Raw genomic sequence first — 14,540 nt, forward strand, 5'->3', positions numbered from 1 at the left:
GTGGCTTATCAATTTAGATTCCAAAAGCTGCTGGAACTAAAAGAAAATGAAAAAGACCAATCCTTATCCGAGTATCAGCAATCAGTTTCTGAATTTGAAAACGTTGCTGAAAAATTATATGAGAATATGAGCAAAAAAGAATTGCTGGAACAAAATAAGGAAAAGAAATTAAAAAGCGGCATGAGTGTACAAGAAATGAGGCACTACCAACAATTTGTCTCAAATCTTGATAATACGATCTATCACTATCAAAAGCTTGTCATTATGAAAAGAAATCAAATGAATCAAAAACAAGAAATTTTGACAGAGAAAAACATTGAAGTGAAAAAGTTTGAAAAAATGCGTGAAAAACAGTTTAAAATGTTTGCTCTTGAAGATAAAGCTGCAGAAATGAAAGAAATGGACGATATTTCGATTAAGCAGTTTATGATTCAAGGCCATTAGGAGCGAATGTAATGTCCGGCAAAAAGAAAGAATCAGGTAAGTTCCGTTCGGTTTTGCTTATCATTATCCTCCCGCTGATGTTTCTATTAATCGCAGGGGGGATTGTTCTTTGGGCTGCTGGTATCAATGTCTTAAAGCCGATACAGGATGCTGCGGCAAAAACGCCGGTTCTTAAAGAATTGGTCCCTGAAACCGAAAATAAAAAAGGCACAGCATCAAGTAAGGATAGCAGTAATACGGCAGCTCTGGAAAAGACCATTAAGGATCAAAAAAGTGAAATCAGTATATTGAATAAAGATTTAGAAACAAGTAAATCAGAAATCGACAGGCTCAATCAAAAGATCCGTTCACTTGAAAAGACGGCTGAGAATCAAAAAAAGTCATCAGAAGATCATACTGAAGGATCAGCAGACTCGAAAGCTTCTTCTGAAAATGACAAAGTGATCAGTGTGTACAAAAGCATGGACAGCGGAAAGGCTGCTAAAATTATTGCCCAATTAAAGGAGCAAGAAGCACTGAAAATATTGAATGGCCTAAGCAAAAAGCAGCTTGCTGACATATTGGCGAAAATGACTCCTGAGCAAGCAGCAACCTATACAGAAAAAATTGCTGCCAGCCAAGAATAGGGGGAATGAAAGGTGAAGCTGCTTGAATTAGCCGGACCTTTGCTGCAAACCACAACGGGTTCTGCCGCTAAAAACATGAAAAGTAGCCAGGGGGTTTTTCAAAACTGGCTTATGTCTGAGGCTGGATTGAAGGAACTTTCAGAACAAGGAAAGGGAACTTCTAATTCCGAAGATCAGCTTTTAGCAGATGCGCTTAAAAAGATCGGTGAATGGCTAAATGCAAGTCCTGAAGATCAAGACAAACAAAATGCGGATCTTTTGCAAACATTAAGCAAACTGACAGGGAAGCAATTGGATGCGAATGCTCTGCAAATGTTGCAAAATCTTTTGCAAGCAGTTGAATCAAAAATGTCAGGCGGGACGGATCAATTGCTCACAGAAACGGAGAAAATCTTTTCAGAAGCTAAAACGGCTCTGAGTGCCAATGATTCTGCTTCTGACATTAATGGAGGACTGAAGTCGGATACAGAGCAATCAAATCAGGAAAATGAAGTATCCGAAGCTGCTAAAGAACTTTTCTATATCCAGATGTTCATTAGCCAGCTCGTAGAAGGGAATAAGTTGACTGATCGCGGGAATGGCAATGAAGCTCATGCCATTTATCAAAATGGAGATCAATTCCTTTCTGCATTAGAAAAGAAGGGTGTATCTCAACAACTAATTCAGGATCTTAAACAGCAAATGTTCACCAAAGATGAGTCAAGTTCAAAACTTTATTCGATGACAGCGTCAGAGCTGAAAAGTTTTCAAAGCTTAATGGATCAAATGTCTATGCTCCCTCAAAAAGGGACCAAAGAATGGAGTTTAGCTGAAAGCCAGCTGAAAGCTTTCTTGTTATCGAAATCATCCGAATCATCACAAGACTTTGGGAAGCGTGTTCTCACACCGCTATCGCAGAGTTCATCCAGCAAAAATGCATCGGATGTTTCTGGAAGTATTCAGCCTGTAGATAGTAAATCAGGACTCCAAATGCTGTTTTCGGGGTATCGGGGCATAGGAGGAGTTCAAACACTTGATCTGCAGCAGATGTCATCTGATATACCAAATGCCGAAACAAAAACGGTGGCTGATCAAGTAATTAATGCGTGGAAGCAGATGAAATATACGCCTTTCGGCAGATCGACGGGAAGTTTCACTATTCGGCTGAACCCTGAACATTTAGGATTTGTCACAATCAAGCTGACAAATGAAAATGGAATGTTTCAGAGTAAAATCATAGCATCTAGCCAATCAGCAAAAGAATTGCTTGAACAGCATCTTCCTCAGCTGAAGCAATCATTGCCGAATATGGCCGTCCAAATTGACCGTTTTACTCTTCCGGTCCAAAGCGGGGATCAGCCGATATACGGCCAGCTTGCTGATGAACAGAAACAGCAGCAAGAGGGGCAGAGACAGCAAAGACAGAAAAAGCAATCAAATGATTTTGGCGATCTGCTCGATGAAGTGTCGATGGTTGAAATGGAGGAAGAAGAATGACTTCTATAAGTTCAGAATATAAACTGCCTGAAAAAACGAACACTGTGTCGACGAACAACAGCAGCTTGGGGAAAGACGAGTTTTTAAAAATATTAATGACTCAAGTTCAAAACCAAGATCCGCTTAACCCGGTTGACGATAAAGAATTTATCAGCCAGATGGCGACTTTTTCAAGCTTGGAGCAAATGATGAATCTGAATACGACAATGACTCAATTCGTTGAAAACCAAGATCCGTTTACAACGTATGTTGATTGGATGGGAAAAGAAGTATCTTGGACTGATGGTAAAAGTGCAACAGATAAAACAGGCACAGTAAGCTCTGTTAAACATTTTAAAGGAAATTATTATCTCGTTCTTGATGATGGGACCGAGATCAGTCCTGCGAATGTCATGTCTGTGGGACAATCATCTAAATAAAAACATCTGGGGGAATATATTATGTTACGTTCACTTTATTCTGGAATCAGCGGTATGAAAAACTTTCAAACAAAGCTTGACGTAATCGGCAATAACATTGCCAACGTAAATACAGTAGGATTCAAAAAGAGCCGGGTTACCTTTAAAGATATGGTAAGCCAAACGATTGCCGGCGGTTCTGCTGCTGGTGCAACAATCGGCGGAACAAACTCTAAGCAAATCGGTTTAGGTTCATCATCTGGCACAATTGATACAATTCATTCAACAAGCGCGACACAAAGCACAGGAAGAACACTTGATTTAGCAATTGACGGCGACGGTTACTTCCGAATTGATACAGGTGACGGGACAGCTTATACAAGAGCAGGGAACTTCTATTTAGATAATACCGGAACATTGGTTACAGGTGATGGCTACCATGTACTAAATATGAATGGCGGAACAATTAAAATTCCTACTGATGCACAAAGTTTCACTATCGGTTCTGATGGCAAGGTATCGATCGTTGATGCCGGTGGTCAATCACAAGACGGCGGACAAATCGGGATTGTGACTTTTGCCAACAGTGACGGATTGGATAAAATCGGGAGCAACTTATACCGTGAATCTTTAAACTCTGGTACGGCCAGTGCAGCGAACCAGCCCGGTGATGGCGGAACAGGTTCCCTTAAAGTAGGATTTCTCGAAATGTCTAACGTCGATTTAACTGACGAATTTACTGAAATGATCGTAGCCCAGCGCGGATTCCAATCAAACTCAAAAATTATTACAACATCTGATGAAATCCTTCAAGAACTGGTTAACCTTAAACGTTAAGGAGGGAGGGGAGGCGAGTAATCGCTTCTCCGCTGTTTTATGATTAAAGTAACCCGTTTGAACGGGCAGCCCTTTACACTGAATGCGCTATTTATTGAACAGATTGAATGTTTTCCGGATACTACAATTACTCTGTCAAATGGTAAGAAGTTTGTAGTAAAAGAAGATGAAGAAGCTGTTCTGGAAAAGATCGCAGCTTTCTACCGAAAAATACAAATATTTGCAATGGATCAAGGAATAGAGGAACCGGAATGAAGAAAAAGTTAATGATCATATTACTAATTATCCTTATCGTAATTGGTGCTCTCGGGGCGGCGGCTTATTTTGTTTTAGGCGGAAAGTCCGAAAAAAGTGAAGCGAAAAAAAGTATTGATGAAATCGTTGCGTCTTCTGTTGATGTAGAAGAGATCACAACAAATTTAAAGTCTGATAACATTATCCGTCTTGCTATTAAACTTGAAACCGATTCTGATAAATCAAAAGAAGAACTTGAGAAACGTGATTTCCAAGTGAAAGACGCTGTTATATCACTGCTGGCTGATACGAATGCTGATCAGATTGAGGGAGACAAGGGAAAAGAAACCTTTAAGAAGGAACTAAAAGATAAAATAAATAGCTACCTCCAAGAAGGAAAAGTAGAAAAAGTGTATATTACCTCCTTTAATCTGCAATAAAGCATAATTTGACAGAATACGGAGGTGAGGAAAATGTCAGGAGAAGTTCTCTCCCAAAATGAAATAGATGCACTGCTTTCTGCAATATCAACTGGTGAAATGGACGCTGAAGAGCTGAAAAAAGAAGAAAAAGAGAAGAAAGTCAAGGTTTATGATTTCAAACGTGCGCTGCGGTTTTCTAAGGATCAGATTCGCAGTTTAACGAGAATTCATGACAATTTTGCAAGACTTCTTACCACTCATTTTTCTGCTCAGCTCAGAACCTATATTCACATATCTGTCAGTTCTGTTGATCAGGTTCCGTATGAGGAATTTATCAGATCGATTCCAAACATGACGATTCTGAATCTATTTGATGTTCATCCGATGGAAGGAAGAATTATGATGGAGGTCAACCCCACGATAGCTTATACGATGATGGATCGAGTCATGGGCGGGATTGGAATCAGTCATAACAAGGTTGACAGTTTGACAGAAATTGAAACAAAAATCATTTCTAATTTATTTGAAAATGCACTGGGTAATTATAAAGAAGCTTGGCAGTCAATTGCTGATATTGAACCGGAAATGACTGAGTTTGAAGTGAATCCGCAATTTGTTCAGATGGTATCTCCTAATGAAACAGTCGTGGTGATCTCGCTCAATACTCAAATTGGTGAAATCAGCGGTGTCATTAATCTCTGTATCCCGCATATTGTACTCGAGCCGCTCATACCGAAGCTTTCAGTCCACTATTGGATGCAATCAGACCGAAATGAGCCAAAGCCTGAGGAAACAAAGTCGCTTGAAAAACGTATCATGACAGCACAAATACCTGTCGTGGCCGAGCTCGGCACATCTGAACTGACGATAGAAGAGTTTTTAAGTTTAGAAGTCGGAGACTGCATAACTTTGGACAAATCAGTCACGGATCCTCTTACTGTATTGGTCGGAGATAAGCCGAAATTTTTAGGACAAGCCGGCCGGGTGAATCGAAAACAGGCAGTGCAAATTTTAGATCACGACATAAGAGGTGAACAAGATGGAGAATAATAGATTATCTCAAGATGAGATTGACGCGCTTCTTAACGGTACTGGCAGCACGCTTGATGAGCCAGAGGTTCCGGAAGTAGATGACTTATCGGAAATGGAGCGTGATGCGATCGGTGAAATCGGTAATATTTCATTCGGCAGTTCTGCGACAGCACTGTCAACGCTTTTAAATCAAAAGGTCGATATTACGACTCCAAGCGTAACGGTCATTCCAAGAAGTAAAATCAGCGATGCGTTTCCTGAACCGTATGTAGCGATTGAAGTGAATTATACGGAGGGCTTCAGCGGAAGCAACCTGTTAGTCGTGGAACAAAGTGACGCGGCGATCATTGCTGACTTAATGATCGGGGGAGACGGAAAAGGTGCGGACCCTTCACTGGGTGAAATCCATTTAAGTGCGGTTCAAGAAGCAATGAACCAAATGATGGGATCGGCTGCCACATCAATGTCTACTGTATTCAGTAAAAAAATTGATATTTCACCTCCTCGGGTTGAATTGCTGGATGTTACTGAAGAAAAGGGTACAGACCGTATTCCTGATGATGAAATGCTGGTGAAAGTTTCTTTCAACTTAAAGGTGGGAGAATTAATAGACTCCAGCATTATGCAGCTTTACCCATTGACATTTGCGAAAGATTTAATTTCAAGCCTTATGAACTCAGAAAGTGCAGAGGAAGAAGAAACGGTGCAGCCTGAAGTTACATACGAACAGCCGAAAGAGCCTGTGACGCCAGAGCCGCGTATTGAACCGAAGCAACAGCAGCAGCCGCCAAAAAGGCAGGGAACAGCAAAAAAAGCAGCGCCAGTTCAGGTTTCACCGGTGGAATTTTCCGCGTTTGATCCAAACGAAGCTGTACAAGCCCCTATTCATAATCTGGATATGCTTTTGGATATCCCGCTTTCGATTACTGTTGAGCTTGGCAGAACGAAGAGAAGCGTAAAAGAGATTTTAGAGCTTTCTGCCGGAAGTATTATCGAGCTTGATAAATTAGCCGGTGAGCCTGTAGATATTTTAGTTAATCAGCGTATCGTTGCCAAAGGCGAGGTCGTTGTCATTGAAGAAAACTTCGGAGTAAGAGTCACTGACATTTTAAGCCAGGCAGAGCGCATTAATAATTTAAAATAACGAAACACAAGGAGAGAGATAGATTATGGCACATAGAATTTTAATTGTAGATGACGCAGCATTTATGCGAATGATGATTAAAGATATTTTGGTTAAAAATGGTTTTGAAGTTGTGGCGGAAGCTGAAAATGGAGCACAAGCGGTAGAGAAATATAAAGAGCATTCACCTGACCTTGTTACTATGGATATCACGATGCCAGAAATGGATGGTATTACAGCATTAAAAGAAATTAAACAAATTGATGCGCAGGCAAGAATCATCATGTGTTCTGCTATGGGACAGCAATCAATGGTTATTGATGCCATTCAGGCCGGCGCTAAGGATTTCATTGTGAAACCTTTCCAGGCTGACCGTGTGCTTGAAGCAATCAACAAAACATTAAGTTAAAGGGTGTACGACTGTTGAAAAAGAGTCAATATTTTATCGTTTTTATTTGTTTTTTCGTTTTATTCAGTGTACATCCGATTGCTGCTGCCGCGGCAGACTCTGATAATTCAACTGTAAACGAATGGTTTCAAAAAAAAGATGAAAAAAATGCAGATAAGTCAGAGCAAAAGAAAGAAAAAACAACAAAAACTGCTGATGAGACGGAGGGAGCGGCTGCTCCTTCTGTCTCAGCTTTTGATTTTGTAAAGATGATTTTCGCTTTACTGTTTGTTATCGTGCTGATTTACGGGCTGGTTAAGCTCATGAACAAAAGAAATCGGCTTCTAAAGCCTTTTCAATATGTTGAAAATATTGGCGGCACATCGGTCGGCCAGAACAGATCCATACAATTGATCAAGGTCGGGAAAAGTGTGCTCGTCGTCGGTGTAGGAGAGACGATCCAGCTGCTGAAAGAAATTGAGGATGAAAAAGAGATTGAAGTCATTCTCAGTCAGCATGAAGAGGCAATGTCAAGCAAAATAGAGTGGCAAAAGTTTGTGAAGCCGCATAAGAGTTCTGAACATCAGCCGCAGCAAAAACTGCCTTCATTTTCAAAAGCATTAAAAGAGCAACTTGAAGAGTTAAAACAAAACCGTTCTGAAGGAAAGAAGAAAGGCCCACGTCATCATGAATGAGTTTATAAATATTTTCAGTTCAAGCGATCCGGAAAACGTAAGTTCGACTGTTAAATTACTATTATTGTTAACTGTATTTTCAGTGGCGCCTGGAATATTGATTCTTATGACTTGTTTTACTCGCATCGTCATTGTTCTGTCATTTGTCAGAACTTCACTTGCGACGCAATCTATGCCCCCAAACCAGGTTCTTATCGGGCTTGCGCTGTTTTTAACATTTTTTATTATGGCTCCTACTTTTTCAGAAATTAATAAAGAAGCGCTGACCCCATTAATGGACAACAAAATCAGCTTGGATGAAGCGTATACGAAAGCTGAGGAACCGATTAAAGAATTTATGAGTAAACACACAAGGCAGAAGGATCTGGCGCTGTTTATGAATTACGCGAAAATGGATAAACCTGAATCATTAAAGGATATTCCGCTAACAACAATGGTTCCGGCTTTTGCCATATCGGAGCTTAAAACAGCATTTCAAATAGGTTTTATGATTTTTATCCCTTTTTTAATTATAGATATGGTAGTGGCGAGCGTCTTGATGTCAATGGGAATGATGATGCTGCCTCCAGTTATGATTTCTCTGCCCTTTAAAATATTACTTTTTGTTTTGGTAGACGGCTGGTATTTAATTGTGAAATCTTTGCTTCAGAGCTTTTAGGGTAGGTGCTAAACGTGAGTTCAGAATTTGTAATTTCTATGGCGGAAAAAGCCGTATACGTAACGCTGATGATCAGCGGGCCATTATTGGCTATTGCTTTACTGGTCGGTTTAATTGTCAGCATATTTCAGGCGACAACTCAAATCCAGGAACAGACTTTGGCGTTTATTCCGAAAATCGTGGCGGTTCTCCTGGCTCTCATTTTTTTTGGTCCGTGGATGCTGTCGACGATTCTTTCATTTACAACAGAGCTGTTTTCTAATTTAAATCGTTTTGCAGGGTAATGTAGAGATGAATTCAATTATTGACTTATTTCCTGCTTTTTTATTGGTTTTTATTAGAATCTCTGCTTTTTTTGTAACAATTCCGCTATTTGGACATCGAAATGTGCCAGCTGTTCATCGCATAGGATTTGCTTTTTTTCTTGCGGTCATTTGTTTCAGCACCATTGATAAACCGCCCTCTTTGGAGATAGATGAGCACTATATGCTCTTGGCGTTTAAAGAAGCTTTGGTCGGCCTATGTCTGGGTTTAATTGCTTATATGATGATTGCCGCAGTGCAGATTGCCGGCTCGTTTATTGATTTTCAAATGGGGTTTTCAATAGCAAACGTTATTGATCCGCAAACCGGTGCACAAAGTCCGTTGATTGGCCAGTTTATCTATACGATGGCACTTTTGTTTATGCTGAGTGTCAATGCCCACCATTTGCTGCTGGACGGTATTTACTACAGCTTTCAGTATATTTCAGTTGATCAGGCATTTCCGAATTTCGGCGATGAAAAGTTTGCCTATTTTATCGCGAAAAGCTTTAATGCAATGTTTATTATCGCTTTTCAAATGTCAGCGCCGGTTGTGGCCAGTTTGTTTTTAGTTGATTTAGCATTAGGTATCGTGGCTCGAACTGTTCCGCAGTTAAATGTATTTGTGGTCGGTCTGCCTTTAAAGATCGCTGTCAGTTTCATCATGCTCATTGTATGTATGTCCGTTATCTTCGTCGTTGTCCGGAATGTTTTCAGCTTAACGATTGAAACGATGCGGAATCTTTTAGCATTGGTCGGTGTTTCTTAATGAAGCTTAGAGTTGACCTGCAGTTTTTTGCGGGAGAGAAGACAGAAAAAGCCACTCCGAAAAAACGGAAGGATACGCGAAAAAAAGGGCAAGTAGCCAAAAGCTCGGATGTCAATACCGCCGTTTCTTTACTGGTAATATTCCTTTCGCTTATTGCAATTGGTCCGTATATGAGAGACAGGCTGCTGTCATTCATAGAAACATTTTATACCGAATCGCTCACAATGAAGCTCTCAGAATCAAATGTGCATACATTGTTTGTCAGCTTATTAAAGGATATGGGCATGATACTCGCACCGATCTTGCTTGTTGCTCTTGTTGCAGGAGTCGTAAGCAACTATATGCAGGTTGGGTTCTTATTTTCTGCTGAAGTGATACAGCCTAAGCTTGAAAAACTGGATCCGATCAAAGGCTTTAAACGAATATACAGTATGAGGGCGATTGTAGAGCTGATTAAATCAATTTTGAAAATCGTAGTCGTCGGTTTTGCGGCTTTTGCTGTGCTTTGGCTGCATTATGGAGAAATTCTCCGGCTTCCTCTCCTGACACCCGAAGAGGCACTTTCTTTCGTTTCAAAACTCACTTTGTGGATGGGACTAAGCGGTGCAGGTGCATTGTTGATTCTTGCGGGTCTCGACTATTTATATCAGAGATTTGACTATGAGAAAAATATCAAAATGTCAAAACAAGATATAAAAGATGAGTACAAAAAATCTGAAGGAGACCCGATTATCAAGTCTAAAATTAAACAAAGACAGCGGGAAATGGCGATGAGGCGGATGATGCAGGAAGTTCCAAAAGCAGATGTCATTATCACAAACCCGACTCACTATGCGATTGCTTTGAAATATGATGAAGAAAAAATGGACGCACCTTATATTGTTGCAAAAGGCGTCGATCACCTTGCGTTAAAAATCAGGAAAATTGCTAAAGAGCATGATGTCATGATGGTAGAAAACAGACCGCTTGCCCGTGCGTTATATGATCAGGTGGAAATTGACCAGGCAGTGCCGGAAGAATTTTTTAAAGCTTTAGCAGAAATTCTGGCTTACGTATATAAAACAAAACAAAAAGTATATTGAATTTTTCGATTTAAAAGGAGAGAAAAAACAGCATGTCAACAAGAGATTTATCCGTTTTAATAAGTGTTGTCCTCATTGTGGCGATGCTGGTGATTCCATTTCCTCCATGGCTGTTAAGTATTTTGATCATTATTAATATTTCTCTTGCGTTGATCGTGCTTCTCACCACAATGAATATGCAGGAAGCGCTTCAGTTTTCGATTTTTCCGTCACTGTTGCTGCTTTTGACCCTATTTCGTTTGGGCTTGAACGTCTCAACTACCCGTTCAATTCTTTCACACGGTGAAGGAGGGAAAGTCGTCGAGACTTTCGGAAATTTCGTTGTCGGCGGAAATGTATTAGTTGGACTCGTTGTATTTATCATCCTTATTATTATTCAGTTTATCGTCATTACAAAAGGTGCTGAACGTGTTTCCGAGGTTGCAGCAAGGTTTACGCTGGACGCAATGCCGGGGAAGCAGATGAGTATTGATGCTGATTTAAACGCAGGGATGATTACCGAACAGGAAGCGAAGCATCGCCGCGAAAAAGTGGCAAGAGAAGCAGACTTTTATGGAGCAATGGACGGTGCCAGTAAATTTGTAAAAGGTGACGCCATTGCCGGAATCATCATTGTGATGATCAATATTATTTTCGGAATCGTGATCGGAATGCTTCAGCAGGGCATGTCCATTCAAGAGGCTGCTTCACACTTTACGATGCTGACTGTAGGGGATGGAATTGTTTCGCAAATCCCGGCACTGTTAATTTCTACGGCTACGGGTATTGTGGTCACAAGAGCTGCCTCTGAAGGAAACTTAGGGCATGACATTACAGGCCAGCTGTTTGCGTATCCAAAGCTTTTGTACGTCGCAGCAGCTACGATCATGCTTTTAGGTATTTTCACTCCGATCGGCATCCTTCTGACGGGGCCGCTTGCGGGATTGCTTGCTTTTGGCGCATATACACTATCTAAATCAGGTAAGGAAAAAGAAGAAGTGGATGAGATTCTTGAGGAAGAGGCTGAGGTGGACGAGCTTAAAAGCCCTGAAAGTGTTGTTCAGCTTCTGCATATAGATCCGATAGAATTTGAGTTTGGATATGGCCTGATACCGCTTGCTGATGCCAATCAAGGCGGTGATTTATTAGACCGAATTGTTATGATACGCCGTCAGTTGGCTTTGGAACTCGGGCTTGTCATTCCTGTCGTGCGAATCAGAGATAATATAGCGTTGCAGCCTAATGAATACCGATTGAAAATTAAAGGAAACGAGGTAGCAAAAGGCGAGCTGTTGCTTGATCATTATTTAGCGATGTCGCCTACTCCTGAGGACGATCTCATTGAAGGGATTGAAACAGTGGAGCCTTCATTCGGACTGCCGGCTAAATGGATTAGCGAAGCGGTAAAGGATGAAGCCGACATGCTTGGTTATACAGTAGTTGATCCTGCATCAGTCGTTTCAACGCATATTACGGAGAAAATTAAGCAGCATGCCCACGAATTGATCGGAAGGCAGGAGACAAAACAGCTGATCGATCACTTGAAAGAATCGTATCCAGTCCTGGTTGAAGAGGTTACGCCGAATCCATTGTCTGTCGGTGATATTCAGAAAGTGCTTGCTAAGCTTTTAAAAGAAAAAGTTTCAATTCGAAACTTAGTAACGATTTTTGAAACACTTGCTGACTATGGGAAATTAACAACAGATTCTGATCTCTTGACAGAGTATACAAGACAAGCGCTTGCTAAACAAATTACAGCCCAGTTTGCCAAAGAAAATGAAGTGTTGAAGGTTGTTACTTGTTCCGGCCGTGTAGAAAAAGCAATAGCAGACGGTGTGCAGCAGACGGAACACGGGAACTATTTATCACTTGAACCAGATATTTCAGAAAGTATAGTGCGCTCTGTCGCTAAAGAAGCTGAACAGCTCTCATTACGTCAGGAAACCGCGATTCTTCTTTGCTCGCCGCCTGTCAGAATGTATGTGAAGCAGCTTCTGGAACGGTACTTCCCTGATCTTCCGGTACTCTCTTATAACGAACTTGAGGCGAATGTTGAGGTACAAAGCATTGGAGTGGTGGATATTTAATGAAAATAAAAAAATTTACTGCTGCTTCAATGCAAGAAGCGGCACTTCTCATCAGAAAAGAGTTAGGTAATGAAGCGGTCATATTAAATTCGAAAAAAATTAAAAAGCGAAAATGGTTTGGCCTCGTCAACAAGCCTGCTGTTGAAGTAATCGCCGTATTGGATCAGGACTTTCTTGAGAAAAAAACGCCTCAGAAGGCAGCTGAACCGAAACAAGCATTAAAAACTCCGGTCAGCAGTCCGAAAATAGAGGAGAGAACATATCCCCCTCAAATTCCGGCGCAACAGGAGCTAGGTGATTTTTCAGCATATCAATCTGTACTTCCTGAGCCGCTGCGAAAAGCAGAAAAGCTTTTGCAAGAAACAGGGATCAAAGAGTCTACGAAAACGAACACTCTGAAAAAATTGCTTCGCTTCTCTGTTGAAGCAGGCGGCTTGACTGAAGAAAATGTTGTCGGCAAACTTCAGGAAATACTATGCGATATGCTGCCCGCAGCAGACAAGTGGCAGGAGCCAATTCATTCAAAATATATCGTTCTCTTTGGTTCAACAGGGGCTGGTAAAACAACTACACTTGCTAAACTCGCAGCCATATCTATGCTTGAAAAACATAAAAAAATCGCTTTTATTACAACAGATACGTATCGTATTGCAGCTGTTGAACAGTTGAAAACATACGCTGAACTGCTGCAGGCTCCTCTGGAAGTTTGCTATACAAAAGAAGAATTTCAGCAGGCGAAGGAGCTATTTTCTGAGTATGATCATGTGTTTGTTGATACAGCCGGAAGAAACTTCAAGGACCCGCAATACATTGATGAACTGAAAGAAACGATTCCTTTTGAGAGCAGCATTCAGTCATTTCTTGTTTTATCCGCGACTGCAAAATATGAAGATATGAAGCATATTGTCAAACGGTTTTCATCCGTCCCTGTCAATCAGTATATTTTTACGAAAATAGATGAAACGACTTCCTTAGGTTCTGTATTTAATATACTGGCAGAATCAAAAATAGGTGTCGGGTTTATGACAAACGGACAGAATGTGCCTGAGGATATACAGACTGTATCTCCACTTGGTTTTGTGAGGATGCTGTGCAGATGAACAGATATGACCAAGCAGCAACTTTGCGGGCGAAAATGGAAAAACGTGAGCGCGTTCTTCCGATGGTTTATTCACAAAAAGCGAAGACACTTGCTGTCATCAGCGGCAAGGGCGGTGTCGGAAAATCCAATATTACCTTAAATATGGCACTTGCGCTGCAGGATAAAGGTAAGAAGGTGCTGCTCATCGACCTTGATATCGGGATGGGAAACATTGATATATTAATGGGAAATTCATCGTCTGCCACGATAATCGATGTTTTAACCGATCGTAAGCCTTTGTTGCAGTCATTATCCGTTGGCCCAAAGGGTTTGCGATATATATCAGGGGGAACCGGTCTGGATGTGATGTTTCAGCTCGATCAGAGAAAATGGACGTTTTTTGCCCATGAACTTTCTCATGCATTAAGCCAGTTCGATTATGTGCTGTTTGACATGGGAGCAGGCTTATCAAAAGATCAACTGCCTTTTATTTTATCAGCAGAAGATATTTTGATTATAACAACTCCTGAGCCGACGGCCATTATGGACGCATACAGCGCTGTCAAGCACTTGGTTTTGACAGAAAATAAGCTTTCAATGAAGGTGGCTGTCAATCGGTGCCGTGACCAAAAGGAAGGGCTTGACGCTTTTGCCCGCCTCTCCCGTACAATTCATATGTTTTTGGATGTTCAGGTTCAGTTTGCCGGTTCCGTTTCTGACGATGTGATCGTGAGCAAAGCGGTTGTCGAACAGGTTCCTTTTTTCATAAAAAGCCCTCAGGCAAAAGCCAGCCGGTCAGTCCGTATTTTAGCGGACGCCTTGTTTGAAAGAGAAGAAACGAGACACAAAGAAGACAAACAGACATTTATTGAGAAATTATCTTCTTTTTTAATGAGGAGGGCTTAAT

Annotated in this window: 18 protein-coding genes; all 18 read left to right on the forward strand. The window is 41.0% G+C overall.

The features are described from left to right. The 18 genes from fliJ to flhG are packed head-to-tail and all read left to right on the forward strand — an operon-like array spanning position 1 to position 14,539. Positions 1–444, forward strand: coding sequence for a flagellar export protein FliJ (fliJ, locus tag CW370_RS03990; protein WP_003231977.1), 444 nt, complete (start codon positions 1–3; stop codon positions 442–444). A gap of 11 nt (positions 445–455) precedes the next feature. Continuing rightward, positions 456–1,070, forward strand: coding sequence for a MotE family protein (locus CW370_RS03995; protein WP_024572495.1), 615 nt, complete (start codon positions 456–458; stop codon positions 1,068–1,070). Positions 1,071–1,082: 12 nt separating this feature from the next. Next, positions 1,083–2,546: a flagellar hook-length control protein FliK gene (locus CW370_RS04000; protein ID WP_024572496.1), complete on the forward strand. Its 1,464-nt coding sequence runs from the start codon at positions 1,083–1,085 to the stop codon at positions 2,544–2,546. Further along, on the forward strand, positions 2,543–2,965 hold the full coding sequence (gene flgD / locus CW370_RS04005; protein ID WP_014479786.1) for a flagellar hook assembly protein FlgD: 423 nt from the start codon (positions 2,543–2,545) through the stop codon (positions 2,963–2,965). Before CW370_RS04000 ends, flgD begins: the two co-directional genes overlap by 4 nt. A gap of 21 nt (positions 2,966–2,986) precedes the next feature. Next, positions 2,987–3,781, forward strand: a complete 795-nt coding sequence (flgG, locus tag CW370_RS04010) for a flagellar basal body rod protein FlgG (protein ID WP_024572497.1) — start codon at positions 2,987–2,989, stop codon at positions 3,779–3,781. A 39-nt stretch (positions 3,782–3,820) separates the two neighbouring features. After that, positions 3,821–4,036 (forward strand): swarming motility protein SwrD, encoded by a 216-nt coding sequence (gene swrD / locus CW370_RS04015; protein ID WP_003231966.1) that lies wholly within the window; start codon positions 3,821–3,823, stop codon positions 4,034–4,036. After that, the gene (fliL, locus tag CW370_RS04020; protein WP_003231964.1) at positions 4,033–4,455 is read left to right on the forward strand and encodes a flagellar basal body-associated protein FliL; all 423 of its coding nucleotides are present in this window, start codon (positions 4,033–4,035) and stop codon (positions 4,453–4,455) included. The genes swrD and fliL overlap by 4 nt, the downstream gene beginning before the upstream one ends. A 33-nt stretch (positions 4,456–4,488) precedes the next feature. Further along, positions 4,489–5,487: a flagellar motor switch protein FliM gene (gene fliM / locus CW370_RS04025; RefSeq protein WP_003220879.1), complete on the forward strand. Its 999-nt coding sequence runs from the start codon at positions 4,489–4,491 to the stop codon at positions 5,485–5,487. Further along, entirely contained in the window at positions 5,477–6,613 is a 1,137-nt protein-coding gene (fliY, locus tag CW370_RS04030) for a flagellar motor switch phosphatase FliY (protein ID WP_014479788.1), read from the forward strand. Before fliM ends, fliY begins: the two co-directional genes overlap by 11 nt. Positions 6,614–6,638: 25 nt before the next feature. Beyond that, positions 6,639–7,001 carry a chemotaxis protein CheY gene (gene cheY, locus CW370_RS04035; protein ID WP_014476812.1) on the forward strand — a complete coding sequence of 121 codons (363 nt, stop codon included), beginning with the start codon at positions 6,639–6,641 and terminating at the stop codon, positions 6,999–7,001. A 14-nt stretch (positions 7,002–7,015) separates the two neighbouring features. After that, entirely contained in the window at positions 7,016–7,675 is a 660-nt protein-coding gene (gene fliZ, locus CW370_RS04040) for a flagella biosynthesis regulatory protein FliZ (protein ID WP_024571383.1), read from the forward strand. Next, entirely contained in the window at positions 7,668–8,333 is a 666-nt protein-coding gene (gene fliP / locus CW370_RS04045) for a flagellar type III secretion system pore protein FliP (RefSeq protein WP_003245692.1), read from the forward strand. Before fliZ ends, fliP begins: the two co-directional genes overlap by 8 nt. Before the next feature lie 14 nt (positions 8,334–8,347). Further along, positions 8,348–8,617, forward strand: coding sequence for a flagellar biosynthesis protein FliQ (fliQ, locus tag CW370_RS04050; protein WP_003220888.1), 270 nt, complete (start codon positions 8,348–8,350; stop codon positions 8,615–8,617). A gap of 7 nt (positions 8,618–8,624) precedes the next feature. Beyond that, the gene (fliR, locus tag CW370_RS04055; protein ID WP_003245510.1) at positions 8,625–9,404 is read left to right on the forward strand and encodes a flagellar biosynthetic protein FliR; all 780 of its coding nucleotides are present in this window, start codon (positions 8,625–8,627) and stop codon (positions 9,402–9,404) included. Then, on the forward strand, positions 9,404–10,486 hold the full coding sequence (flhB, locus tag CW370_RS04060; RefSeq protein ID WP_024571384.1) for a flagellar biosynthesis protein FlhB: 1,083 nt from the start codon (positions 9,404–9,406) through the stop codon (positions 10,484–10,486). The genes fliR and flhB overlap by 1 nt, the downstream gene beginning before the upstream one ends. Positions 10,487–10,518: 32 nt before the next feature. Continuing rightward, positions 10,519–12,552 carry a flagellar biosynthesis protein FlhA gene (gene flhA, locus CW370_RS04065; RefSeq protein ID WP_003231947.1) on the forward strand — a complete coding sequence of 678 codons (2,034 nt, stop codon included), beginning with the start codon at positions 10,519–10,521 and terminating at the stop codon, positions 12,550–12,552. After that, entirely contained in the window at positions 12,552–13,652 is a 1,101-nt protein-coding gene (gene flhF, locus CW370_RS04070) for a flagellar biosynthesis protein FlhF (RefSeq protein WP_024571385.1), read from the forward strand. The genes flhA and flhF overlap by 1 nt, the downstream gene beginning before the upstream one ends. Next, a complete protein-coding gene (flhG, locus tag CW370_RS04075) occupies positions 13,643–14,539 on the forward strand; it encodes a flagellum location/number ATPase FlhG (protein ID WP_080262568.1) in 897 nt (298 codons plus the stop codon). Before flhF ends, flhG begins: the two co-directional genes overlap by 10 nt. Position 14,540 lies beyond the last annotated feature (1 nt).

This window comes from Bacillus sp. SN32 (assembly GCF_002837495.1).
GTDB lineage: Bacteria > Bacillota > Bacilli > Bacillales > Bacillaceae > Bacillus > Bacillus subtilis.